The organism is Massilia sp. YIM B02763, from assembly GCF_030412015.1.
Taxonomy (GTDB): Bacteria; Pseudomonadota; Gammaproteobacteria; order Burkholderiales; family Burkholderiaceae_D; genus Telluria.
Genome location: NZ_JASNRD010000002.1, coordinates 271192 through 295516, shown reverse-complemented (window position 1 = coordinate 295516; position 24325 = coordinate 271192). Strand labels below are relative to the sequence as shown.

At 67.1% G+C, this 24325-nt stretch carries 19 protein-coding genes; 5 read left to right on the top strand and 14 right to left on the bottom strand.

What is annotated here, in order from left to right; all coding sequences use genetic code 11:
* The first annotated feature begins 170 nt into the window (after positions 1–170).
* Complete coding sequence (locus tag QPK32_RS04805) at positions 171–3392, top strand: DUF4214 domain-containing protein (protein WP_290411630.1); 3222 nt, start codon at positions 171–173, stop codon at positions 3390–3392.
* 87 nt (positions 3393–3479) lie between these two features.
* On the opposite strand, the gene cobA is transcribed toward QPK32_RS04805, so the two are convergent.
* The 6 genes from cobA to QPK32_RS04775 form a co-directional block, all read right to left on the bottom strand.
* On the bottom strand, positions 3480–4202 hold the full coding sequence (gene cobA, locus QPK32_RS04800) for a uroporphyrinogen-III C-methyltransferase (RefSeq protein ID WP_290411629.1): 723 nt from the start codon (positions 4200–4202) through the stop codon (positions 3480–3482).
* A 22-nt stretch (positions 4203–4224) separates the two neighbouring features.
* A complete protein-coding gene (locus tag QPK32_RS04795) occupies positions 4225–5562 on the bottom strand; it encodes a sulfate adenylyltransferase subunit 1 (protein WP_290411628.1) in 1338 nt (445 codons plus the stop codon).
* A complete protein-coding gene (cysD, locus tag QPK32_RS04790; protein WP_290411804.1) occupies positions 5562–6461 on the bottom strand; it encodes a sulfate adenylyltransferase subunit CysD in 900 nt (299 codons plus the stop codon). The genes QPK32_RS04795 and cysD overlap by 1 nt, the downstream gene beginning before the upstream one ends.
* Before the next feature lie 97 nt (positions 6462–6558).
* Complete coding sequence (locus tag QPK32_RS04785) at positions 6559–7275, bottom strand: phosphoadenylyl-sulfate reductase (protein WP_290411627.1); 717 nt, start codon at positions 7273–7275, stop codon at positions 6559–6561.
* Positions 7272–7826 (bottom strand): DUF934 domain-containing protein, encoded by a 555-nt coding sequence (locus QPK32_RS04780; protein ID WP_290411626.1) that lies wholly within the window; start codon positions 7824–7826, stop codon positions 7272–7274. Before QPK32_RS04780 ends, QPK32_RS04785 begins: the two co-directional genes overlap by 4 nt.
* Positions 7819–9507, bottom strand: a complete 1689-nt coding sequence (locus QPK32_RS04775; protein ID WP_290411625.1) for a nitrite/sulfite reductase — start codon at positions 9505–9507, stop codon at positions 7819–7821. The genes QPK32_RS04780 and QPK32_RS04775 overlap by 8 nt, the downstream gene beginning before the upstream one ends.
* A gap of 170 nt (positions 9508–9677) precedes the next feature.
* Between QPK32_RS04775 and QPK32_RS04770 the strand changes: the two genes are divergently transcribed.
* Both QPK32_RS04770 and QPK32_RS04765 read left to right on the top strand, forming a co-directional pair.
* Positions 9678–10619, top strand: coding sequence for a CysB family HTH-type transcriptional regulator (locus QPK32_RS04770; RefSeq protein WP_290411624.1), 942 nt, complete (start codon positions 9678–9680; stop codon positions 10617–10619).
* An 11-nt stretch (positions 10620–10630) separates the two neighbouring features.
* A complete protein-coding gene (locus QPK32_RS04765; protein ID WP_290411623.1) occupies positions 10631–11314 on the top strand; it encodes a class I SAM-dependent methyltransferase in 684 nt (227 codons plus the stop codon).
* Positions 11315–11514: 200 nt separating this feature from the next.
* Here the strand turns inward: QPK32_RS04765 and QPK32_RS04760 are convergent, their stop codons facing one another.
* The 4 genes from QPK32_RS04760 to QPK32_RS04745 all read right to left on the bottom strand — a co-directional run bounded on the left by QPK32_RS04760 (position 11515) and on the right by QPK32_RS04745 (position 16319).
* Complete coding sequence (locus QPK32_RS04760; protein ID WP_290411622.1) at positions 11515–12546, bottom strand: porin; 1032 nt, start codon at positions 12544–12546, stop codon at positions 11515–11517.
* A gap of 165 nt (positions 12547–12711) precedes the next feature.
* Positions 12712–13911 carry a PAS domain-containing sensor histidine kinase gene (locus QPK32_RS04755; protein ID WP_290411621.1) on the bottom strand — a complete coding sequence of 400 codons (1200 nt, stop codon included), beginning with the start codon at positions 13909–13911 and terminating at the stop codon, positions 12712–12714.
* A gap of 130 nt (positions 13912–14041) precedes the next feature.
* A complete protein-coding gene (locus QPK32_RS04750) occupies positions 14042–14821 on the bottom strand; it encodes a LytTR family DNA-binding domain-containing protein (protein WP_290411620.1) in 780 nt (259 codons plus the stop codon).
* Between the two features lie 70 nt (positions 14822–14891).
* Positions 14892–16319, bottom strand: coding sequence for a sensor histidine kinase (locus QPK32_RS04745; protein WP_290411619.1), 1428 nt, complete (start codon positions 16317–16319; stop codon positions 14892–14894).
* Between the two features lie 289 nt (positions 16320–16608).
* Here QPK32_RS04745 and QPK32_RS04740 point away from each other — a divergent pair, with 289 nt between their 5' ends.
* Entirely contained in the window at positions 16609–17553 is a 945-nt protein-coding gene (locus QPK32_RS04740; RefSeq protein WP_290411803.1) for an exopolyphosphatase, read from the top strand.
* A 37-nt stretch (positions 17554–17590) separates the two neighbouring features.
* On the opposite strand, the gene QPK32_RS04735 is transcribed toward QPK32_RS04740, so the two are convergent.
* The 3 genes from QPK32_RS04735 to QPK32_RS04725 all read right to left on the bottom strand — a co-directional run bounded on the left by QPK32_RS04735 (position 17591) and on the right by QPK32_RS04725 (position 22030).
* On the bottom strand, positions 17591–19993 hold the full coding sequence (locus tag QPK32_RS04735) for an EAL domain-containing protein (RefSeq protein ID WP_290411618.1): 2403 nt from the start codon (positions 19991–19993) through the stop codon (positions 17591–17593).
* Positions 19994–20106: 113 nt separating this feature from the next.
* Positions 20107–21375: a nitronate monooxygenase gene (locus QPK32_RS04730; RefSeq protein ID WP_290411617.1), complete on the bottom strand. Its 1269-nt coding sequence runs from the start codon at positions 21373–21375 to the stop codon at positions 20107–20109.
* Between the two features lie 169 nt (positions 21376–21544).
* Positions 21545–22030, bottom strand: a complete 486-nt coding sequence (locus QPK32_RS04725; protein ID WP_290411616.1) for a YajQ family cyclic di-GMP-binding protein — start codon at positions 22028–22030, stop codon at positions 21545–21547.
* Between the two features lie 122 nt (positions 22031–22152).
* Between QPK32_RS04725 and murB the strand changes: the two genes are divergently transcribed.
* On the top strand, positions 22153–23181 hold the full coding sequence (gene murB, locus QPK32_RS04720) for a UDP-N-acetylmuramate dehydrogenase (protein ID WP_290411615.1): 1029 nt from the start codon (positions 22153–22155) through the stop codon (positions 23179–23181).
* A gap of 101 nt (positions 23182–23282) precedes the next feature.
* Here murB and QPK32_RS04715 read toward each other — a convergent pair whose 3' ends face one another.
* Positions 23283–24311: a diguanylate cyclase gene (locus QPK32_RS04715; protein ID WP_290411614.1), complete on the bottom strand. Its 1029-nt coding sequence runs from the start codon at positions 24309–24311 to the stop codon at positions 23283–23285.
* Between the last annotated feature and the right edge of the window lie 14 nt (positions 24312–24325).

Here is a 24325-nt window from a genome sequence, read left to right as displayed (position 1 = left end):
TATCTGCCAATACAGTTGATCTCATAGAAATGTTTCGTTGGTTTTTAGCGATATTGCCGTACGAAAAGTAATTTCCTGGTTGCATTCGCAGTTTCTGTAAGGAATCATGGTGGTCATCCATGCGGCTGCGCGCCCGCGCCGCCGCCAGCGCCCTTGCGAACGACCATCCCATGCCTACCCCTTCGTCTCTTTTCTATGTCCGCCCGGGCTCGACCAGCTATGCCTGGAGCTATGCCGGGACTTCCATGCCGGCCGGCGGCGCGAACTGGAACGTTCTCCAGGTCGCATTCGACGCGTCCAGCCTGCTGAACCAGCAAGCCTCCCGCGGCGACCTCCAGTACAGCCTCGACGCCGGCAAGACCTGGACCACGTACACCATTCCCGTCGACGGACAGGGCGCCTACGTCGCCGCCGCCGGCACGTTGTGGCGCTTCCAGGACAAGCAGGCCGGCGACTCGGTGACCCCGGACGGCTTCACGGCCCGCTACAAGCTGGCCGACGGCAGCATCGTCGCGGAGAATGCCACGGTCGTGCCCGACACGCAGCCGGTCGGCTTGCAGGGCGCCAACGACACCGTGTTCTCGACGATGGGCGCGGGCGACGTGGTCGACGTGCTGTCCGCCGTCGACACCGGTTCGCAAGTCGGCGGGCGCTGGGTGATCGACAGCCAGTCCGTCTCCGGCCTGTTCTCGATCGCCTACGACCCGCTGGTGGACACCAGCGCGCGCCTGGTGGTGGCCGATCCTGCCCGGATCCCGGAGACCGGCCTGGCCGCGTCGGTGACGATCCACTATTACGACCGCTACCAGATCGATGCCGCCACCGGCAAGCCGCTGAACAGCACGGCCGGCGTGACGCGCACGCTGAACTACACGATCGAGGACGGCAACACGGATTCGCTGCCCGGCCTGTCCAACGAATCCAAGCTGGGCGTGGCCAGCGGCAGCTACAGCGCCAACCCGGCCCTGGCGACCCTGTCGACGGGCGGCATCGTCGCCGTCTGGCAGGGCGTGGACAAGGTGGCCGGCGGCGCCGGCTACGGCCTGTGGGCGCAGCTGCGCGATGCCGGCGGCAAGGCGCTGGGCGGCGCGTTCGCGCTGACGGCGGACGGCGACGCCACAGTCGAGGGCCAGCCGGCCGTGGCCGCGCTGGCGGGCGGCCGCTTCATCGTCGCCTATGCGGTGAGCAATGGTGGCGCCGACAAGATCGCCTACCGGGTGGTGGAAGCGAACGGCAGCGCCGGACCGGAGCGCGTGATCGACGCCGGCGCGGCGGGCGACGCCGCCATGCCGTCGCTGGCCGCCTTGTCGGACGGCAGCGTCGCGCTGGCTTGGCGCAGCGGTGGCATGACGCACGTGCAGCAGGTGGGCGGCGACGGCGCGCTCGTCGGCACCCAGCAGGACGTCGGCATGCTGGGCTCGGCCTACAGCCCGAGCATCGCGGCGCTGCCGAGCGGCGGCTGGGTCGTGTCCTGGGGCGAGATGAACGACGGTAACGTGTACGCCGCGCTGAAGGGGGGCGCCGTGTTCCTGGCCAGCGGCGACGGCTACGCGGCCAGCTACACCACCGTGGCTCCGCTGCCGCACGTGACGGCGCTGGCCGGCGGCGGCTTCGTCGTGGCCTGGGACAGCTACTACAACGACCAGCGCGGCTTCTCGATCAGCGACATCTTCTTCCAGCGCTTCGACGCCGCCGGCCGGCCGCAGGACGGCATGGTGCAGGCCAACGTCGCCTCCGGCGGCGGCCGCTTCGACGCCGCCGTCACGGCGCTGTCCGACGGCGGCTTCCTGGTCGCCTGGCAGGGCGACGACGGCGCCGGCAACGGCGTCTACGGCCGCCGCTTCGGCGCCGACGGCAACCCGGTCGACCTGGAGGAGTTTTCACTGAACCAGCTGCGCGCCGGCGAGCAGACCAGCCCGGATGTCACGGCGCTGGCCGGTGGCGGCTTCGCGGCGGCCTGGGTCGACATGGGCGACGACGGCCAGGCCAGCATCGAAGTGCGGGTGCTGCCCGGCAGCACGGGCGCGGCGTCCGGAGGCGGCGCCGGCCAGTACGGCGGCGCGAGCGGCATATCCGCGCCGGGCACGCCGGTGACGACGGCACCCGTCACCGCGGCGCCGGCGCCCGCGACCAGCGCGCCAGTCACGAGCGCGCCGGTCACGAGCGCCCCAGTCACGAGCACGCCGGTGACGAGCGCGCCGGTCACGAGCACGCCGGTCACGAGCACGCCATCCTCGTCCGCGCCGATCGAGATGGTGGCCAGTGTTTCCGCCAGCCATGCGCAGCTGGTCGCGCCCTCGGGTGCCGCGGCGGTGAAGGGCGCGGCCGGCATCGACACCGTGATCTACGGCGGCGCCCACGGCGCCTACACCGTGGCGAAGAACGGCGACAAGGTCGTCGTCTCGAACGGCTCGGGCACCAGCACGACCCTCAGCAACGTCGAGCGCATCCAGTTCGGCGACCAGTCGCTCGCACTGGATACCGAAGGCAACGCCGGCGACGCCTACCGCCTGTACCAGGCCGCGTTCAACCGCAGCCCGGACAAGACGGGACTCGGATTCTGGATCAACGCCCTCGATACGGGGCACGGCCTGCACGAGGCGGCCCAGGCGTTCGTGAACAGCACGGAATTCGTCAAGCTGTACGGCGCCAACACGAGCGACGCCCAGTTCCTGCAGGCGGTCTACCAGAACGTGCTGCACCGTACGCCGGATGCCAGCGGCTACGCCTTCTGGCTGGACGCGCTGAAGCACGTCGATCGTGCCCAGATCCTGGTCGACTTCAGCCAGAGCACGGAAAACCGGGCCCAGGTCGCGTCGAGCATCAAGAACGGCATCGAATTCACCAAGTGGACGGAAGACACGAGCCACGACACGGTGATGGTGGCCGGCGCGCGCGCGAGCTATGCGATCGTCAAGAACGGCGACGACGTCGTCGTCAAGGGAACGGGCACCAGCATGACGCTCAACAACGTCGAGCGCCTGCAGTTCGGCGACAAGATGGTCGCGCTGGACATCGACGGCCATGCGGGGGACGCCTATCGCCTGTACCAGGCCGCGTTCGACCGCGCACCGGACGAGACCGGCCTGGGGTTCTGGATCGATGCCCTCGATACGGGGCACAGCCTGCACGAGGCAGCCCAGGCCTTCGTGAACAGCGCCGAGTTCGCCAAGCTGTACGGCGCCAACACGAGCGACACGCAGTTCCTGGACGCGGTCTACCAGAACGTGCTGCACCGCGCGCCGGATGCCAGCGGCTACGCCTTCTGGCTGGATGCGATGAAACACGTCGACCGCGCCCAGGTGCTGGTCGACTTCAGCCAGAGCGCGGAGAACCAGGCACAGATCGTCGGCAGCATCCAGAACGGCATCGACTTCATCCACTGGGGTTGATCGAGCGGGTGCTGCGCGCGCGGCGGTACTTCGTGCAGTAAATTGGGCCCCTGCCTTCGCAGGGGCGATCGACTGGCCAGTTCCTGGTCAGTCGATCGGCTGCTGCGGCCGCCGCTGCAAGGCTTCGCCGATCATCACCAGCACGGGCCCGTGCGCCATCTCGAGGCCGTGGGCGAGGGTCGACAGCGTCAGGCGCAGGATGCGCTGGTCCGGGCGGCTGCAGTTTTCCACCACGACGACGGGCAGGTCCGGGCGGCGGCCTTCGGCCAGCAGGCGCTCGGCGGTGGCGGCGGCTTCGCGGCCGCCCATGTACTGCACCAGGGTGTCGGTTTCGGGCAAGGCCGGATGGTCCGGCTGGTCGGGCGCCGTGCTGGACGTGAAGAAGGCGACGCTGCGCGCCACGCCGCGCTTGGTGAGCGGCTGCCGGGTGGCGGCCGCCGCGGCGACGGCCGTGGTGATGCCAGGGACGATGTCGACGGCGATGCCTTCCGCTTCCAGCGCCCGCAATTCCTCGTCGGCGCGGCCGAACAGCATGGGGTCGCCGCCTTTCAGGCGCACCACGCGCGCGTAGCGGCGCGCGCAGTCGACCAGCTGCTGGTTGATGACGGTCTGCGCCGTCGAGCGCTGGCCGGAGCGCTTGCCCACCGAGATCAACTCGGCCTGCGGGCACAGCGCCAGCATCTCGGGGGTGACGAGCGCGTCGTACAGCACGACCTCGGCTTCGGCGAGCAGGCGCGCGCCGCGTACGGTGATGAGGTCAGCCGCGCCGGGTCCGGCTCCGATCAAATACACTTTCCCCAGCGCCGACATACATCCCCTTCGTTCGATTGCGTTAAAGACGAATCATACCTGCGGCAACGGTCTGGTGGGTAACTTCATCGATGAGGATGAAGGCGCCCGTGGCGCGGATGGCGTCGTAGGCATCGGCCGCCAGCGGCTGCTGCACGGTGAGCTTGATGCGCGCGATGTCGTTCAGCTTGAGTCCTTCCGCCGCGTTGTCCGGCGTCCGGCGTTGCTGGGTATTGACGTCCAGGATGCTGTCCACGCCCGTCACCTTGGCCATGGTCTGGCGCGTGCCGTGCTTGATCCAGTACTTGCGGCGCGGGTCGAGCGGCTCGTCGGCCATCCAGCACACGTCCGCGTCCACCTGCTTGAGCAGCGTGGCCGGATGGGCCGCGCCCGCGAGCACGTCGCCCCGCGAGATGTCCACGTATTCGTCCAGCAGCAGCGTGATCGACTGGCCGGCGACGGCCTCCCGCAGCGGACCGTCGAAGGTCAGGATCTCCTTGACGGTGGCGCCATGGCCGGACGGTTGGACGACGAGCTTGTCGCCGACGGCGACCTTGCCCGATTCCACGCGCCCCATGTAGCCGCGGAAGTCGTTGGCTTCGTGGCCGTTGTGGCGCGCCACCAGCTGCACGGGGAAGCGGAACGGCGCGGCGTGCGCCTCGTCGTAGACGGACAGGCCTTCCAGCAGCTCGATCAGCGTCGGGCCTTCGTACCAGGCCATGTTCTCGCTCTTGTCGACGACGTTGTCGCCGGCCAGCGCCGACAGGGGGATCGCCGTGATGTCGGTCAGGCCCAGGCTCTGCGCGAATGCGCCGTAGGCGGCCACGATGCGGTCGTACACGCCGCGGTCGTAGTTCACCAGGTCCATCTTGTTGACGGCCACGATCACGTGCTCGATCTGCAGCAGCCTGGCGATGGTCGAGTGGCGCTTGGTCTGCGTCAGCAGCTCGACGCTGCCGTCCTCGTTCAGCTTTACCTTCGACACGTCGACGAGGATGATGACGGCATCCGCGGTGGAGGCGCCCGTCACCATGTTGCGGGTGTACTGCTCGTGGCCCGGCGTGTCGGCGATGATGAACTTGCGCTTCGGGGTGGCGAAGTAGCGGTAGGCGACGTCGATCGTGATGCCTTGTTCGCGTTCGGCCTCCAGGCCGTCCGTCAGCAGCGACAGGTCGATGGTGTCGCCCACGGTGCGCTTGTGCTTCGAGCGCGACACGGCGGCCAGCTGGTCGGCGAAGATGCCCTTGCTGTCGTACAGCAGGCGGCCGATCAGCGTGCTCTTGCCGTCGTCGACGGAACCGGCGGTGATGAAGCGCAGCAGGCTGGCCTGGCCGTCGTGCTGGCCGTCGTGCTGGCCGAATCGTGGAGTAGGGGCGTTCATCAGAAATATCCTTGCTTCTTGCGTTTTTCCATCGACGCTTCCGAGGTCTGGTCGTCCATCCGGGTCGCGCCGCGTTCCGTCACCTGCGTGATCGCCGTCTCGGCGATGATGGCGCCGACCGTCGATGCGTCGGACGCCACCGGGCAGGTGCAGGAGATGTCGCCGACGGTACGGAAGCGCACGGTCCGGGTCTCGACCTGTTCGCCTTCGCGCGCCGGGGTCAGCGGGGTCAGCGGCACCAGCAGGCCGTTGCGCGGGATGACCTCGCGTTCGTGGGCGAAATAGATCGAGGGCAGGGCCAGCCCTTCGCGGGCGATGTACTGCCAGACGTCCAGCTCGGTCCAGTTCGAGATCGGGAACACGCGCATGTTCTCGCCCGGGTGCACGCGGGTGTTATACAAGTCCCACAGCTCGGGGCGCTGGGCCTTCGGGTCCCACTGGCCGAATTCGTCGCGGAAGGAGAAGATGCGTTCCTTGGCGCGCGCCTTTTCCTCGTCGCGGCGGGCGCCGCCGATGCAGGCGTCGAAGCCGTGCTCGGAGATGGTTTCCAGCAGCGTCACCGCCTGGGCGGCATTGCGCGAGTCCGTCTGCGGATTGCGCAGGCGTACGGTGCCCTTGCGGATCGATTCCTCGACGGAGCCGACGATCAGGCGTTCGCCCAGCTCGGCGACGCGGGCGTCGCGAAAGGCGATCACTTCATCGAAGTTGTGGCCCGTGTCGATGTGCACGAGGGGGAAGGGGAACTTGCCGGGGCGGAAGGCCTTCTCGGCAAGGCGCAGCAGCACCACCGAGTCCTTGCCGCCCGAGAACAGCAGCGCCGGATTCGTGCATTCGGCCGCCACCTCGCGCAGGATGTGGATCGCTTCGGATTCCAGGGCGTCGAGATGGCGCGCGTTCATGTCACGCAAATGCGCATCACGCAGATGATCGTCGCGCAGCGTGTCCGGGTTGTCAGTGATAGTCGTCATGGGGCTTGCCTGTCTGTGTGCGGCCGCGTCAGGCGGCCACGGATTTGATACGGATGAGTTTGCCGTCCACGAGGTGCAGTCCGCATTCCTTCGATTCCGGGTTTTCCCACCACCAGCGTCCGGCGCGCACGTCTTCGCCCGGCTGGATCGCGCGGGTGCAGGGTTCGCAGCCGATCGACGGATAGCCGCGGTCGTGCAGGGCGTTGTAGGGCACGCCTTCGGCGCGGATGTAGTTCCATACGTCTTCTTCCGACCAGTCGGCCAGCGGATTGAACTTCTCCATGCCGTGGGCGGCATCGTGTTCCTGCACGGCCAGCTCGGCGCGCGTGCTCGACTGGGCGCGGCGCTGGCCCGTGATCCAGGCTTTCTTGCCCGCCAGGGCGCGGCCCAGCGGCTCGACCTTGCGCACCCAGCAGCAGCCCTTGCGCAGCTCGACGCTGTCGTAGAAGGCGTTCAGGCCGTTCTTGCCGACGTACTCGTCGACCAGCGCCGGCTGCGGGCGGTAGAGCGCGATCTCGTGGCCGTAGCGTTCCTTGACCTTGTCCAGCACCGCCAGCGTTTCCGCATGCAGGCGGCCCGTCTCCAGCGAAAAGATGGAGATCGGCAGGCCCGCCTTCAGGATCAGGTCGGTCAAGACCATGTCCTCGGCGGCCAGGCTGGAGGCGAAGGTGGCGGGCGAGAACTCGGCGGCGATGCGTTCCAGGATGGCGCGGGTCGCGGCCACGCGCGTGCGCAAGTCGCTCATGGCCGGTCCTGGACGGCGGCGCCGGCGTCCACGCCGCGCTGGGCCCGGCGGAACAGGGGCAGCGGCGTGTCGACGGAGGCCTGGTAGGTCTGCGAGAACACCGTCAGGCCCTTGAGCGCCTCGTGGATGTCGCGGTCCGGGCGCGTCGCATAGGCGTCGAAGCCGCAGCGCTGCATCTGGAACAGCTGGTCGCGCAGCACGTCGCCGATGGCGCGCAGCTCGCCCTGGTAGCCGAGACGCCGGCGCAGGTTGTAGGCGATCGAATAGCCGCGCCCGTCCGTGAATTTCGGGAAGCTGACGGCGACCACGCCGAACCGGCCGAGGTCGTCCTTGACGGTATGGGCCAGCTCGTCCGGGGCGAACCAGATGCCGATGTCGGCGCGCTGCAGCAATTGCTCGCGCTGGGCTTGCCAGACGGCCAGGGGAACGATGATCTTGCCGGCCGGGACCTCGACCGATTCCGCGGTCTGGCCCTCGTCGAGCGTCAGCACGCTCCAGTCGTCGGCGACGACGTCGCGGCCCTTGATGATGTGTGGGTGCTGATTAAGCATGCTGCTCTTCTCCGGCGGTTGCTTCGATCACGATCGGCGTGGCGTACACGTGTTCCTTGAACGGCGCGATGCCCAGGCGCTGCGCCACGTCGACAAAGCGCTCGCCCTCGACGCGTTCGCGCACATAGACATCCAGCAGGCGCTGCACGACTTCCGGCATCTGCGGTGCCGAGAACGACGGGCCGATGATCTTGCCGATCGCGGATTGGTTGCCCTGGGCGCCGCCGATCGACACCTGGTACCACTCGGAACCGTCCTTGTCGACGCCGAGGATGCCGATGTGGCCCACGTGGTGGTGGCCGCAGGCATTGATGCAGCCGGAAATGTTCAGTTCGATGTCGCCGATGTCGTGCTGGTAGTCGAGGTCGTCGAAGCGCTGGGCGATGGCGGCCGCGATCGGAATCGATTTCGCGTTTGCCAGCGAGCAGTAGTCGCCGCCCGGGCAGGAAATGATGTCGGTCAGGAGACCGATGTTCGGCGTGGCCATGCCGTGCGCCCTGGCCTGCTGCCACACTTCGTACAGCTGCGACTGCTCGACGTCGGCCAGCACCAGGTTCTGCTCGTGCGTCACGCGCAGTTCGCCGAAGCTGTAGCGGTCGGCCAAGTCGGCGACGGCGTCCATCTGGTCGGCCGAGGCGTCGCCCGGCGGCACGCCGGTCTTCTTGAGCGACAGCACGACCGAGGCATAGCCCGGCACCTTGTGCGGCTTGACGTTGCGCTGCAGCCAGTTGGCGAAGGCGCGGTCGCCGGCGTGGCCGGAAAGCGGATCGACGGCCGCCAGCGTCTTGTACGGCTTCGGATTGAACCAGACGGCCACGCGGTCCAGTTCCTCCTGGGTCAGCGTTTCCGGGCCGCCCTTGAGGTCGGCAAATTCCTGCTCGACCATGCGCGCGAATTCCTCGGCGCCCACGGCCTTGACCAGGATCTTGATGCGGGCCTTGTACTTGTTGTCGCGGCGGCCGAACTGGTTGTACACGCGCATGACCGCTTCCGTATAGGTCAGCAGGTCGCTCCAGTGCACGAATTCGTTGATGACGCTGCCCAGGATCGGGGTGCGGCCCATGCCGCCGCCGACCATGAACTTGAAGCCGACTTCGCCCGCCGCGTTGCGGACGGCGGTCAGGCCGATGTCGTGCACGGCGATGGCGGCGCGGTCCTCGACGGCGCCGTTGATGGCGATCTTGAACTTGCGCGGCAGCGCGATGAACTCGGGGTGGAAGGTGCTCCACTGGCGCAGGATCTCGGCGAACGGGCGCGGGTCGACGAGCTCGTCGGCCGCGGTGCCCGCGTATTCGTCGGTCGTGATGTTGCGGATGCAATTGCCCGAGGTCTGGATCGCGTGCATTTCGACCGAGGCCAGGTCCGTCAGGATGTCCGGGGTCTGCTCCAGCTCGATCCAGTTGAACTGGATGTTCTGGCGCGTGGTGAAGTGGCCGTAACCGCGGTCGTAGGTGCGGGCGATGTGGGCGAACATGCGCATCTGCGCCGTCGACAGCAGGCCGTACGGTACCGCGATGCGCAGCATGTAGGCATGGCGCTGCAGGTACAGGCCGTTCTGCAGGCGCAGCGGCAGGAATTCTTCTTCCGTCAGCTCGTCGGCGAGGCGGCGCCGTACCTGGTCGCGGTACTGGGCGATGCGTTCGCGGACGATGAGGTGGTCGTACTGGTCGTAGCGATACATGGCGATTCCTGGGTCGTTCCTGTGGGGGCGGGCCAAGTCCTGACCCAAACTACCCGGAATATTAATAAAATGACGCTTTATTCCAAACTACCGAGAATTTATTTGCTTATATGAGCCTGCGGCATAAGCAAGCTTGTAAAATGCTGGTCAGGGATTGATAACCAGACAAAATGAACCTTCACCAATTACGCTTCGTACGTGAAGCGGTCCGCCAGAATTTCAACCTGACCGACGCCGCCAAGGCGCTGTTCACCTCGCAACCGGGTGTTTCCAAGGCCATCATCGAGCTGGAGGAAGAGCTCGGCGTCGATATCTTCACGCGCCACGGCAAGCGCATCCGCGGGCTGACGGAACCGGGCCGCCTCGTGCTGAACTCGGTCGAGCTGATCATGCAGGAGATCGACAGCCTCAAGCGCATCGGCAAGGAATACGCGGCCCAGGACAGCGGCAGCTTCACCATCGCCACGACGCACACCCAGGCGCGCTACATGCTGCCGAAGGTGGTGCAGGCCTTCATGCAGCGCTTCCCCAAGGTGCGCCTGTCGCTCCTGCAGGGCAATCCGCGCCAGATCGCCGACATGGTCAAGAACGACCAGGCCGACCTGGCCATCGCGACCGAGTCGATCGCCGCCGTCGAGGGCCTGATCACGCTGCCGTGCTACCAGTGGGAACACGTGCTGGTGGTGCCGCACGAGCATCCGCTGACCCGGTCGAAGGCCATTTCGCTGGAAGAGATCGCCGAATATCCCCTGATCACGTACGATGCCGCCTTCGCCGGCCGCAGCAAGGTGGACCATGCGTTCGAGCTGCGCCACCTGAAGCCGGACGTGCTGCTGGAAGCGATCGATGCCGACGTCATCAAGACCTATGTGGAGCTGGGCATGGGCATCGGCATCATCGCCGGCATGGCCTTCGACCCGGAGCGCGACCGTAACCTGCGCGCCATCCCCGTCGGCCAGCTGTTCGGCATGAACGTCTCGCGGGTGGCCGTCAAGCATGGCGCCTACCTGCGCAGCTATGTGTACACCTTCATCGAGCTGCTGGCGCCGACCCTCAACCGCAAGATGGTCGAGGCCGCGATGCGCGGCAGCAGCGAAACCTATGAGCTATAAAGAAGCAAGCAATGACTGATTCGATCGACAAGGACCGCGACGCCGTCGCCCGCTACTACGCCGCCATCGCGGCGGACTACGACGCCATCGAGGAAGACGAGGAGCGCAGCGAAGACCTCGAGGAAGTGGCCGACGGCGTCGCCGGCCTGGTGGAAGGCATGACGGTGCTGGAACTGGCCTGCGGCACGGGCCGCTTCACCGAGATCCTGGCCGACGTGGCCGGCCACGTGATCGCCGTGGACAGCGAGCCGGCGATGCTGGGGCAGGCGCGCGAGCGCGGCCTGGACGAGGACCTCGTCACCTTCGTGCAGGCCGACGCGCTGGACCTGCCGGCCGACCTGGTGCCGGACGGCGTCGACCCGGTGAAGGCCGTGTTCATCGGCTTCTGGTGGTCGCACCTGACGCGCGCGCACCAGGAACTGATGCTCGCGAGCCTGCGCAAGCGCCTGGGCAAGGACGTGCTGCTGATCGTGCTGGACGACAATTACATCGAAGGCAAGAGCCTGCCGGTGGCGCGTACCGATGCCCAGGGCAATACCTGGCAGATCGTGAACACGCCGGACGGCGAGCGCGTCGAGCTGCCCAGGAACTATCCGACCGACAGCAGCCTCAAGAAGCGGCTGGCGAACGTGGCGCGCGAGATCCGCGTGGCGCGCTGGGATACGGTGTGGGTGCTGACCTGCCGATTGAAATGAAGTGAGATGCCGATGGTAGGGTGGTCGGCTCTGCCGACCACGCGTCCAGGCGGCGCATGCGGTGGCAGAACGCGTGGACGGCAAAGCCGTCCACCCTACAATGGAAAACGGCGGTGGGGATTGCTCCCTCACCGCCGTTTTTCGTAGGGGTAATTGATGCCGGGGGCATCAATTACGATGCCCACCATGACGTCACCCTATTAGAAGGTGTGACGGATACCGATCGACAGCACGTCCGGATCCGCGCCCAGCGAGGTGGCCGGCGGGGTGATGGTGACCGACGACGAGGTCAGGCCGAACACGCCCAGGCCGTTGTTGTCGAGGCTGGCATACGATGCGTACAGGTTGGTGCGCTTCGACAGCGAGTAGGTGTAGGCCAGTGCCCAGGTGTTGCCCTTGGCGTCGCCCTGCTTCTGCTGCTGGAAGTTGGCGTACACGCGGTGCGCGCCGAACGGCATCGAGCCGCCCAGGTTGTACTGCTTGTACTTGGCCGGGGTGCCGGCGCGGTCGGCCTGCATCCAGTTGCCCTTCAGCTCGAAGCCGCCCAGCTGGTCGAATTTGTAGGCGGCGCCGACTGCCGATTCCTTGTCGTCATCCACGGCGATACGCTTGATGGTGTGGTAAGCACCGCCGACGTACAGGCCGCCCAGCGTGTATTCCAGGCCGACGCCTTTCAGGTCGCCGTTCGGCACGTTCGGGGTGGTCGCGGTCTGGGCTTCGCCGGCGGCGTAGGCGGCCAGCAGCTTCAGGCCGCCGAACGACGGGCTCTTGTAGCTGACCGAGTTGCTCATGCGGCGGGTCAGGCGGTTGCTGGTGAAGGCCGACAGGTTCGAGCCGTAGAAGCCCTGGCCGAAGGCGTCGCTGGCGGCGGCGATCGAGGCGACCGGCGAGTATTCGCGGCCCAGGGTGATGGCGCCGAAGTCGCCTTCCAGGCCGACTACTGCGCGGCGCTGGAACAGGTTCGAATCGGCGGCGCCGGTGTCGATCGAGGTGCCGGCTTCCAGGTTGAAGATGGCTTTCAGGCCGTTGCCCAGGTCTTCCGAGCCTTTGAAGCCGAAGCGGCTGCTCGACTGGTTGCCCGAGTTGACCACGGTGGTGCGGCCTTCCGGACCGCCGGTGTCCTGCGACGAGATGGCGGCGTCCAGGATACCGTACAGGGTCACGTTGGTTTGGGCGGCGGCGAACAGCGGGGTAGCGGCTACCAGGGCGGCAACCAGGCGTTTGGCTTGCATTCAGGATTCTCCAATTAGATGTCGTTCGATTCAGGGGGTCTTTCCTTTTTGGAACGACCTCAGTGATCGGCAGGCATCTTATCGGAGCAGTATGTCGTTTTGATGACAAAACGAAACGTTGCTATTACGCCACACTTGCTGTTGTTTTTATTGGCGCTTTCACTATCAAGCGAGGTGCTCGGAAACGGGCAACATGATGTCGATCCGGGTGCCGGTCGGTGTGTCGGCGCCGATCGTGATGTCGCCGTGCATGGCCCACACCCGCTCGCGCATGCCGATCAGGCCCAGCGACTCGGCCTTTTCCATGTCTTCCGGACGGATGCCGCGGCCGTCGTCGCGGATCGTGATCAGGAGCTCGTCATTCAGCCGGAACAGGTTCATCGCGACCCTGGTCGCCTCGGCGTGGCGGGCGATGTTCGTCAGCGCCTCCTGGACGATGCGGAAGATCGCCGTGCTGGCCGCGTCGTCCAGGCGCAGCTCGGCCTCGTCGGCCAGCAGGGTGCAGGGAATCGCGTAGCGCTCGACGAAGTCGTCGCGCAAGCCCTGCAGTGCGAAATACAGGCCGCCCTCGTCGAGGGCGCGCGGACGCAGGTTGCTGGCGATGCGGCGCAGCGAGGTGATGGCGGTGAGCAGATTGGCCTCCATGCCCTGCATCAGGCGCAGGTTGCTCGTCGTGGTGTCCGGCGATTGCTGCAGCAGCGTCAGGTCCATGCGCAGCGACGCCAGCAGCTGGCCCAGGTCGTCGTGCAGCTCGCGCGCGATGTGCGTGCGCTCCTCCTCGCGGATGGTCTGCAGCGCGGCCGAGAGCTGGCGCAGCTGGTCGTGCGAGCGGCTCAGCTTGTCCTGCACGCGGCGCCGTTCCGAGACGTCGCGCATCACCACCGTATAGAACGGCGCCCCTTCGTTGGCGCGCGAGACGGAGCCTTCGATGGGAAAGCGGCGGCCGTCGCTGCGCTTGCCGGTGACGGCATAGTCGGTGGCGCGGCGTCCGGCGCGGCCGCTACCGGCGCGGAAGAAGTCGGCCGGCTCCTGGATCAGGTCGGCGGGCGCCTCGATGTAGCGCCCCAGCGGACTGCCGACCATTTGTTCGACGCTCGTGCCGAACAACTGGGCGGCGGCCGGGTTGGCCATGACGATGATGTTCGACAGGTCGGCCGAGATGATGGCCTCGCTGGCATGGTTGAGGAATTGATGGCTGGCCGGCACGGTATCGGGCTCCTGGCGTCGGCGCCGGCCCAGCAGGAGGCTGGCGGCGAATCCCAGCGCAACACCGGTGGCGAGCGTGGCCGTGCGGGACAGGCGGCGCGGTGTTGCGGGTCGGGATGCGGGCCAGCCGGAGGAGCGGGGGCGGCGCGATTGATTCATGGGACATGCCGGTGAAGGCGACCCCGTGGGGTCAGGCATTACCTTACGGGTCTGGCATTACCTTACGCGCTGCGCACGACGGCCGGCTTGACGCCCGACAATCGTGTCGGGCATCGGGGACGGCAAGGGCTTACATCTGCTTGAACAGGTGCAGGAAGCTGCGGCTGACTTCGAGTTTTTCCGAGCGGCCTTTCACCAGGACCAGGTGGCGGCCGCGGATGTCGCGCGTCACGCCTTCGATGGCGTTCACGTTCACCAGCGTGGCGCGGTGGATCTGCCAGAACAGCGCCGGGTCCAGTTCCTCGGCCAGGTCGCGCACGGGCTTGCGGATCAGCGCCTCGAACTTCTCGGTCTGGACGCAGGTATATTTTTCGTCCGAACGGAAGAACAGGATCTCCTCGACCGGGATCATGCGCAGGTCCTGGCCGATGCTGGCCTGGATCCATTGCAGGTATTTCGGCTTGGGCGCGGCGATCTTCTCGGCCAGCTGGCTCAGCATGGCGGTCACGGTATCGCTGACGTTGGCCGCGCCGGCCTGTGCCGAGGCGGGCGAGGCCAGCCGCTCCTTGAGGCGGTCGACGGTGATTTTCAGGCGCTCGGGCTCGGGCGGTTTCAGCACGTAGTCGACGGCGCCGCGCTCGAAGGCCTCGACGGCGTACTCGTCGTAGGCGGTGACGAACACGACCCGGCTGGCGTCGCCGATGTCGCGCGCCGCATCCATGCCTGTCTTGCCCGGCATGCGGATGTCGAGGAAGGTGAGGTCGGGCTTGAGCTCGGCCACCAGCTGCACGGCTTCGTCGCCGTTCTTGGCTTCGCCCACGATCTGCAGTTCCGGCCATACCTGGGACAGTCGGGTGCGCAGCAGGTCGCGCATCAGTCTTTCGTCATCGGCAATGATTGCGGTAGGCATGGTCGGATCGGATGGGTTGGATTATGTCGATTATTCAATGAAACGTCATCGCAGGCAATACCCGGCGCGGCTATTTGGACGCCAGCTGGTAGGGCACTTCGATGGTGGCGATGACGCCGCTGGGACTGTTGGCGGCGATGTGCAATTGCCCGGCATCGCCGTGCAGCAGCTTCAGGCGTTCGCGGATGTTCGACAGGCCCAGGCCCGTTCCCTTGCTGGGCATGACGCCGAAGCCGACGCCGTCGTCGCTGACGGTGACGCGCAGCTTGCTGTCGACGATCTCGGCATTCACGTCCAGGTGGCCGCCCTCGGGCTTGCATTCGAGGCCGTGCTTGATCGCGTTCTCCACCGTCGACTGCAGCATCATCGGCGGGAAGGCGGCGCTGCGCAGGCCGGCCGGCACCCGCAGCGTCACGGTCAGGCGTTCCTCCATGCGCATCTTGAGCAGGTCGAGGTAGGCGTTGACCATGTCGAGCTCGCGCCCCAGGTTGGTGCTGAGGTTGGCGTCGCGCATCTGCGGGATCACGGCGCGCAGGTACTGGATCAGCGTACGCTGCATGGCCGAGGCACGCGGCGGATCGGTCTCGATCAGGTGCTCGACCGAGGCCAGGGTATTGAACAGGAAGTGCGGCTCGACCTGGGCCTGCATCGCCTGCATCTTTGCCTCGGACAGCTGGCGCTGCATCGATTCGCGCTCGGCCGCGGCGGTCGCCGTCTGCATTTCCGCCTCGGCGCGCTTCTTGCCGCCCACCAGGGCCTTGGTGCCGAACAGCGCCAGCACCAGCAGCCAGACGAAGCTGGTGAACCAGGTCGACGCCTGCTTGTGGTAGCTGCGCGCCTTGGCCTCGGCTGCATCGTCGACGGCGGCCTCGATCGCATCGGACAGCTCTTCGCCGATCTGTGGCGGCAGGTCGATGTGGACCTCGCCGCCGTTGGGGCCGCGCACGGTCTTGGCGACGGCGTGGCCGTCGGCCGAGCGCAGCGGCGTGGCCGGGGTAGCCGGCGTGGCTGGAGTGGCCGGCGTGGCTGGAGTGGCGGGCGTGGCGGGCGCGGCATCGTCGCCGCGGCTGGCCGCTTCCTCGCGCATGGCCTCGGCGGCATCGCGGGCGGCCTGGGCGCGTTCGGCGGCGCCGTCGGCCTCCGCGACGCGTCCGGCGGCGGCCTTGGCGGCCTGCTCGGCCTTGGCCGCCTCGGCGTCGGGGTCGATGGCGACGGGGCGCTGCCCCTTGCGCGGGCTGATGCGGATGCCGTTGTCGTCGATGATGATGCTGGGCTCGTTGCGGCGGGCATTGTGCTCGACGCGCGCCATGTCGTCGTCGCTGCCGGAGAACAATTCGTCCTGCAGGATCTGGCCGGCGATCAGCATCAGCGCGGCAAACAGGAAAAACTTCCACCACGACAGTTGCGTCACCCACGTCGCCACGGCGTCGAACGCGCGGTAGGCGGAGGACAGGGTGTGGCTGAGCGCTTGCTGGGTGGAGGAGGGGCGGGTCGGCATGAAGCGGTGTCGTGAGCGTGGTGGAAAGCGTGATCGGTGGGCGATGCCGCGTGCCCGCATCCCTCAAGCATATTGCTGTCATTGGGATGTTGCAACTTTAGTGCACGGTGCTTTCCCATGCCAGTGCCGTGCGACAGCCTGCAGGATTCGCGCCCTGGACTGCTTCGGATGGAAGAAATAGTGCCGTATAGAAAGCCTGTCAATTGGAAATTTTGCAGCGTATGATGGATGAGGTCCTGGCCGCGCCAGCCCATCGTTCCTTGTTTCTCGACATGAAAGGGGTATGCCGATGTCCGCCGTTCCGAAACGTTACCGCCTAGTCACCCGCAGCGACTTCGATGGCCTGGTCTGCGCGGTCCTGCTCAAGCACCTCGACCTCATCGACGACATCCTGTTCGTCCATCCGAAAGACATGCAGGACGGCAAGATCGCGATCGATGCCGGCGACATCACGACCAACCTGCCGTACGTGGCCGGGGCCCACCTGGCCTTCGACCACCACCTGTCCGAGACCCTGCGCGCCGGCGGCGCCCATGGCCGCGAGAACCACGTGATCGATCCGCGCGCCCCGTCCGCCGCGCGCGTCGTCTATGAATACTACGGCGCCACGCGCGCCTTCCCGGCCGCCTGGCGCGACATGATGGATGCCGTCGACAAGGGCGACGCGGCGCGTTTCTCGCGCGAGGAGGTGCTCGATCCTCAGGGCTGTAACCTGCTCAATTTCCTGATGGATGCGCGCACCGGCCTGGGCCGCTTCCACGACTTCCGCATCTCGAACTACCAGCTCATGATGAGCCTCATCGACGCCTGCCGCAGCCACACGATCGAACAGATCATGGCCTTGCCGGACGTGCAGGAACGGGTCAGGCTGTACGTCGAGCACGATGCGCTGTGCAAGGAGCAGATCCGCCGCTGCGCCCGGGTGCACGGCAACCTGGTCGTGCTCGACCTGCGCGAGGAACCGGTGATCTATGCCGGCAACCGCTTCATCGTCTATGCGCTGTTCCCGGAAACGAATATCTCGATCCACGTGCTGTGGGGCTTGAAGCAGCAGAACACCGTGTTCGCGACCGGCAAGTCGATCCTGAACCGCACGTCGAACACGAATATCGGCGCGCTGATGCTCGAATACGGTGGCGGCGGACACGAGAATGCCGGCACCTGCCAGATCTCGAACGACATGGCCGAGGACGTGCTGGGCGCGCTGGTCAAGCGCATCACCAGCGAGGGCTGAGAGGCTTGTCCGGGGAGGGTGGGCCCATGTGCCCGCCCTACGCCGGTTGACGTTCGCGCAGCAGCTTTCTTGCTTCTTCCTCCTCGAGCGGCTTGCTGAACCAGGTGCCCTGCACCTGGTCGCAGCCGTGCGACGTCAGGAATGCCATCTGCGGCTCGGTCTCGACCGCTTCACCGACGACCTGCATGTCCAGGTTGTGCCCGATGTCGATCAGGCTCTTGGCCACCGCCGCGCCGCCGTCGGCGATCGCGTGCACGGTATCCTGCGCCAGCTTGACCTGGGTCGCGGACAGCTGCTGCAGGTAGCCCAGGTCGCACAGGCCGGCGCCGAAGCCGTCCACCGACAGGCCGACGCCCAGTCCGCGCAATTGCTCGGCCAGTTCGCGGCCCAGCGCCGGGTTGCGGATCAGTTCGTCGATGCGCAGGTCCAGCTGCAGGCTGTGCGGCGCCAGGCGCCAGCGCGCCAGCCGCTCCGACAGCCCGGCCAGGAAGCCCGGCTGGCTGTATTCCCGGTAAGACACGTTGACCGTCACGGGCACGTCCGCGAAGCCCTGGTCGCGCAGCGTCGCGGCGAAGGCGCACGCGTAATCCAGCACCTGCTGGCCGATCTGGACGATGCAGCCGTTTTCCTCGGCCTCGGACAGGAAGCGCGCCGGCGCCAGCACACCCTGTTCCGGATGGCGCCAGCGCAGCAGCGCCTCGAAGCCGGTGACCTTGCCGGTGGCGATCGACATGCGCGGCTGGTACAGCAGGAACATCTCACCGTTGTCCAGCGCCTCGCGCAGCGCCACCTCGATGCGCTGCTTGGCTTCGCTGCTGGACTTCATGTCGCTGGAAAAGAAATGCACGTCGTTGCGGCCGTTCTGCTTGCCGTGGTACATGGCCAGGTCGGCCGAGCGCACCAGCTCGGCCGCGGTGGCGCCATCGTGCGGGTACAGCGCGACGCCGACGCTGGCGCCGACGGGGATCTCCCTGCCGTTGAACGAGACGGGAATGACGAAGCTCTGGCGCAGCCGCTCGACCATGCGCAGCGTGAAGCGCAGCGAGGGCTGGTTGGCCAGGATCAGCACGAATTCGTCGCCCGACATGCGCGCCACCGTGTCGCTGTCGCGCACCGAGGCCTGCAGACGCCGCGCCACCACCTTCAGCACCACGTCGCCGGCCTCGTGGCCGTAGGTATCGTTGATGAGCTTGAACTTGTCGAGGTCGATCAGCACGGTGGCCACCAGCGACTTCTGGCGCTGGGCCAGGTGCAGCGCCTGTTCCAGCCGGTCCCACAGCAGGTTGCGGTTGGCCAGTCCCGTCAGCGGGTCGTGGTTGACCTCGTGCTCCAGGTGGGCCGTGCGCAGCTTGGTCGCCGTGACGTCCAGCAGCACGCCGATATAGTGCGTGACGACGCCGTGCTCGTCGTGCACGGGCGTGATGCTCAGGTCGGTCCAGTACAGCTCGCCGTTCTTGCGCAGGTTGCGCATGACGACATGGGAAGGCCGGCGCGCGGCGATCGCCTCGCGCAGCTCGGCGCGCTCGACGGCGTCCATGCCGGGCGCTCCCATCAGGCGCGGGTCGCGGCCGAGCACCTCGTCCGCGGCATAGCCGGTGATGCGCTCGAAGGCCGGGTTCACGTATTCGGTGACGTTGCGCCGGCCCTCGCAGCGGGTGACCAGGATGCCGTTGCTGGCGGCGTGCAGCGCCCGCTCGCGCAGGCGCAGCTGCTGTTCGCGCGTGCGCCGCGCATCGATGTTCATGCCCATGCCGAACAGGTAGTCGGCGCCGTCGACGCGCACGCGCGCCCCGGACAGCAGCATCGCCGTCGTGCGCCCGCTCCTGGACACGTAGTCGAGCTCGAGGCTGAATTCGCCGCCTTCCTGGAACACCTGGCGCATCGTGTCGGCCCAGGCGGGGCGCTGGTGCAGTTCGAGCATCTCGGGCACGCGCGCGACGGCGAGCTCGTCGGGCGCCATTTCCGTCAGGCGCTCGAAATTGCGGTTCCACAGCACCAGCCGGCCCTCCCGGTTGACGACGTAAAAGGTGCCGGGGAACATGTGCATGGTGGACGACAGCGGCGTGCGCGCCACCCGCGCCGTCTCCGGCGCATCGCGTTCGCCATCGGTGGCGACGGCCACGGCCCAGCCGCGCAGGCCGCCGTCGTGGTCGACCTGCGGCGCCAGCACCAGGCTGGCGGCCACGCCGCGCTCGCCGCAGTCGAGGTCGACCCGGATCTCGGCGCCACGGTGTTCGTCCTGGCTGCGGCGCGTGAGGGCGGCCCAGCCCACGCTCCAGGCATCGCGGCCGGCCGGCGAGAACAGGGTGGTGACGGTGCGCCCCAGGATGCGTGCCGCGTCCACGCCGAACAGGGCGGCGCAGGCGGCATTCCAGGTGAGGATGTTGCCGGCTTCGTCCGTCATGAAGACGACGCGGGCCGGATGGTCGGTCTCGGACATGCGCGCACTCCCTCTGGGTCAACTGCCGTTGGACAGCAGGAGGCGGCGCCGCGTTCCATCCGAAAACAACAACGGCGTGCCGCGGCACGCCGTCTCGATGGCGGGAAGCTTGCTCAGGCCGCCGCTTCGTCCTGGCGCGGGGGCAGGGCGATCCGGTTGTCGACGCTGAACTGGTAATCCTTGAACACGTGCTCGGCGGACAGCAGCTGATAGGTGCCGTCGGCCAGCTTGTGGGTCGTGTCCTTCAGGCGGTAGGTCGTCGAGCCGCAGGTCCAGCAATTGAAGTTGCGCATGTGCGTGCACAGGCAGGTCTTGTCGAAGACCTGGATGTTCTTCGATCCCGGGTTGGCCATCACTTCGCGGTTGTACGAATTGATGTAGGCGCAGTTGCCGGTGGCGTCCAGCAGGTAGCCGTAGGATTCGCAGCCCGGGCGGATGCCCGAGCCGATCGCCGGAGTCTGCTTGAGCATGCGCATCGGATAGCCGGTCGGCGACACGCCGTTGACGATGATGTCGTCTTCCGTGGCGCGGATGTATTCCTGCTTGACGTCGTCCGGCAGGCCGCATTCGTGGGTGATGGTGAAACGGGTCGCCACCTGCACGCCGCCCACGCCTTTTTCCAGGAAGCCGACGGCGTCGGTGCCCGTGAAGATGCCGCCCGCAGCGATCAGGGGAATGTCCAGCTGCTCGGCCTTCATGAACGCCAGCAGTTCGTCGACGATGGTGTGCAGGTCGTAGTCCTGCCAGTCGTCGATGCCGAAGCCCAGGTGGCCGCCGGCCAGCGGACCTTCGACGACGAGGAAGTCCGGCAGGCGGTCCAGGCGCGAGACCTTGCGCAGGAACAGTTGCAGCGCGCGCACGGAGGACACGATGGTGCCCAGCTTGGCGTCGCGGAAGCGCGGATGGTCCTTGATCAGCTCGAAGGAGCCGAGGTGCAGGCCGGCCGACATGGTGATGCCGTCGATGCCCGCGTCGAGCGCGGCCGACAGGCGCGTGCGCAGCGTTTCCTTCGGCGCGTTCATGGTCAGCTTTTCCATGCAGTTCACGAAGATGAGGCCGTCGCCCTTCTTCGCCGCCATGGTCGCGCCCACGTGCAGACGCGTCGCCTCGGCCAGGCGGTCGAGGTCGAATTTCACGGACGATTTGTCCATGTTGTTGATGTTGGCCTTGTACAGCTTGGTCTTTTCCTTGACGAAGCTGGTGTCGAACTTGCGGTCCGACACGTCCGGTACCATGGCGTCGGAAATGTGGCCGATGCCGCCGAGGCGGGCGGCTTCGAGGGCCAGTTCGGACGTCGAAATATCCACACCCATTCCGCCGATCATGATGGGCACATATTCCTTGTTGCCCATACGCAGGCGGAAATCATCAACACGTTTCATTGCTATCCTTAAACTACCGAACTATCGACCTGGCGCGCATGCCGGGAACCGGCGTGCCGGCGCAACCCGCATTCTACCCCAGCGCAGGGCGGGGCCGAGAGGGCTTTTTGTCCCAGGAAGCCAGCACGACCGTGCGAAAACCGCCCGTGCCGGAACGGGATCGCCGAGGTCAGTCGCGGAAATTATTGAATTCCAGCGGCAAGTCCTTGACGTCCTTGCGCAGCAGCGCGATCGCCTCCTGCAGCGTGTCGCGGTCCTTGCCCGTCACGCGCACGGTCTCGCCCTGGATCGAGGCCTGCACCTTCATCTTGCTTTCCTTGATGATCTTGGTGATCTTCTTGGCGTCCTCGGTCTCGATGCCGTTGCGCACCTTCAGCACCTGCTTGACCTTGTCGCCGCCGATCTTCTCGATCTTGCCTTCGTCCAGGAAACGGACGTCGACCTTGCGCTTGGTCATCTTGCCCAGCAGGACGTCGCGTACCTGGCCCAGCTGGAAGTCGGAGTCGCCGAAGACGGTGATCTCGCGTTCCTTCTGCTCGACCTTGGCCGAGCTGCCCTTGAAGTCGAAGCGGGTGCCGATTTCCTTGTTGGATTGCTCGACGGCGTTCTTGACTTCGACCATGTCTGCTTCGCAGACCACATCAAACGATGGCATCGTGTTATTCCTTTATTCGTATCTTGCCCAGTAGGGATGGCAGTATTTTAACGGACAACGCCACCGTGAGCCTATCCGGGCCGGGATCCCCTTATAATCTCGGCAAACTCCCAGCCCCAGCCATGCAAGCCGACCTGCTTTCCTCCGACGTCCAGCTCCAGAGCTTCAATACCTTCGGCATCGCCGCCCGCGCGCGCCGCTACCTGCGCGTGACCGATCCTGCCCAGCTCGCCGCCATCGCCGCCGATCCGGCCCTGGCCGCGCTGCCGCGCCTGGTGCTGGGCGGCGGCAGCAACCTCCTGATCACGTCGGACACCGTCGAGCGCCTGGTGCTGCACATGGGCCTGATGGGCAAGGAGATCGTCGGCGAGACGGCCGACGCGATCCTGGTGCGCGCCCGCGCCGGGGAACACTGGCACGGCTTCGTCGAGTGGACCATCGCCCAGGGCCTGGGCGGCCTGGAGAACATGGCGCTGATCCCGGGCACGGTGGGCGCCTCGCCGATCCAGAACATCGGAGCCTACGGCGCCGAGGTGAAGGACCGCTTCCATGCGCTGACGGTGTTCGACTTCGCCACCGGCGCCACGCGCACGATGGATGCCGCCGCCTGCCGCTTCGGCTACCGCGACAGCGTGTTCAAGCACGAGGAAGGCCGCGACCTGGTGGTGCTCGACGTGACCTTCGCGCTGCCGCGCGCCTGGGGCCCGAACCTGCGCTACGCGGAACTGGCCAACGCGGTGCAGGAGGCCGGCATCGCCGCGCCCACGCCGCGCCAGGTGGCCGACGCCGTCATCGCCGTGCGCCGCCGCAAGCTGCCCGACCCGGCCGTCATCGGCAATGCCGGCAGCTTCTTCAAGAACCCGGTGGTCGGCCCCGAGCACTGCGCGCGGCTGCTGGCGGAATGGCCGGACCTGGTGCACCACGTCCAGGCCGACGGCAGCGAAAAGCTGGCGGCCGGCTGGCTGATCGACCGCTGCGGCTGGAAGGGCAAGTCGCTGGGACGCGCCGGCGTGTACCCGAAGCAGGCGCTGGTGCTGGTGAACAATGGCGGCGCCGACGGCGCGGAAGTGCTGGCGCTGGCGCGGGCGATCCAGCACGACGTGCGGGAGCGGTTCGGGGTGCTGCTGGAACCCGAGCCGGTCATGGTGTAGCCGGCAGCGACATCGTCGCCCCGGCGCAGGCCGGGGCCCAAGTACGAGGTGCTGCCGCCGGCGCATGACATTGGACCCCGGCCTGCGCCGGGGCGACGGGTTCAGCCGGGTGGAGTTTGATCGCTTCGCGCGGCCTGCACCCGATTTCTCCCGCCACGCTTGGCCGAGTACAGCGCGGAATCCGCCGCCTCGATCAAGTCTTCCAGCGCCCCGTCGTCGTCCGGCACGGCGCAGGCCACGCCGATCGACATCGTGACGATGCCGCAGTCGGCGCGCGGGTGCGGCATGACCTGGCGTTCCAGCTCGGCGCGGCAGGCTTCGGCCAGCTGCATCGCACCGGCCAGGTCGGTGTCCGGCAGCAGCAGGGCGAATTCCTCGCCGCCGTAGCGCGCCGCCAGGTCGGCCGGGCGCTTCAACTGGGCCGTCAGCACGGCCGCCGCCTTCTTCAGGCACAGGTCGCCGGCCGGGTGGCCGAAATGGTCGTTGTACAGTTTAAAACTGTCGACGTCGCACAGCAGCAGCGCCAGCGGCGAGCCGCGGCGCCGGCCGCGCTGCCATTCGAAGCGCGCGGCCTCGTCGAAGCGGCGGCGGTTGGCGATGCCGGTCAGGCCGTCGAGCGCGGCCAATTTCTGCAATTCCTCGTTGGCCCTGGCCAGCGCCTCCTGGCTTGCGCGCAGCGAGCGGTAGGCGGCGTCGCGCTGCAGCAGGCGGATGTAGCCGGCCGAGTGGTGGCGGATGCGCGCCACCAGTTCCAGGCGGTCCGGCAGCTTGATGAGGTAGTCGTTGGCGCCCAGCTCGAATCCCTGCGCCTTCAGGCTCGGCTCTTCCTTGGTCGACAGCACGATCACGGGGACGTCGCGCAGCTGCTCCTGGCCGCGGTAGGCGCGAATGAGCGCGAAGCCGTCCGCGTCCGGCATCACCAGGTCCTGCAGGATCACGGTCGGGCGCAGCGCGAGCGCGGCGGGCAGCGCTTCGGCCGCCGTCGCCACGGCGTGGAAGGCGATTTCGGGGTGGCCGGCCAGCATGCGCCGCACGGCCTCGGCGATGATGCGCTGGTCGTCGACCAGGAGGACACGCATCTGGTCGTCGATGCCGTCGGAAGGAGCAGTGCTGCTGGGACTGTCAAGCATGGAAAATTCGGTAA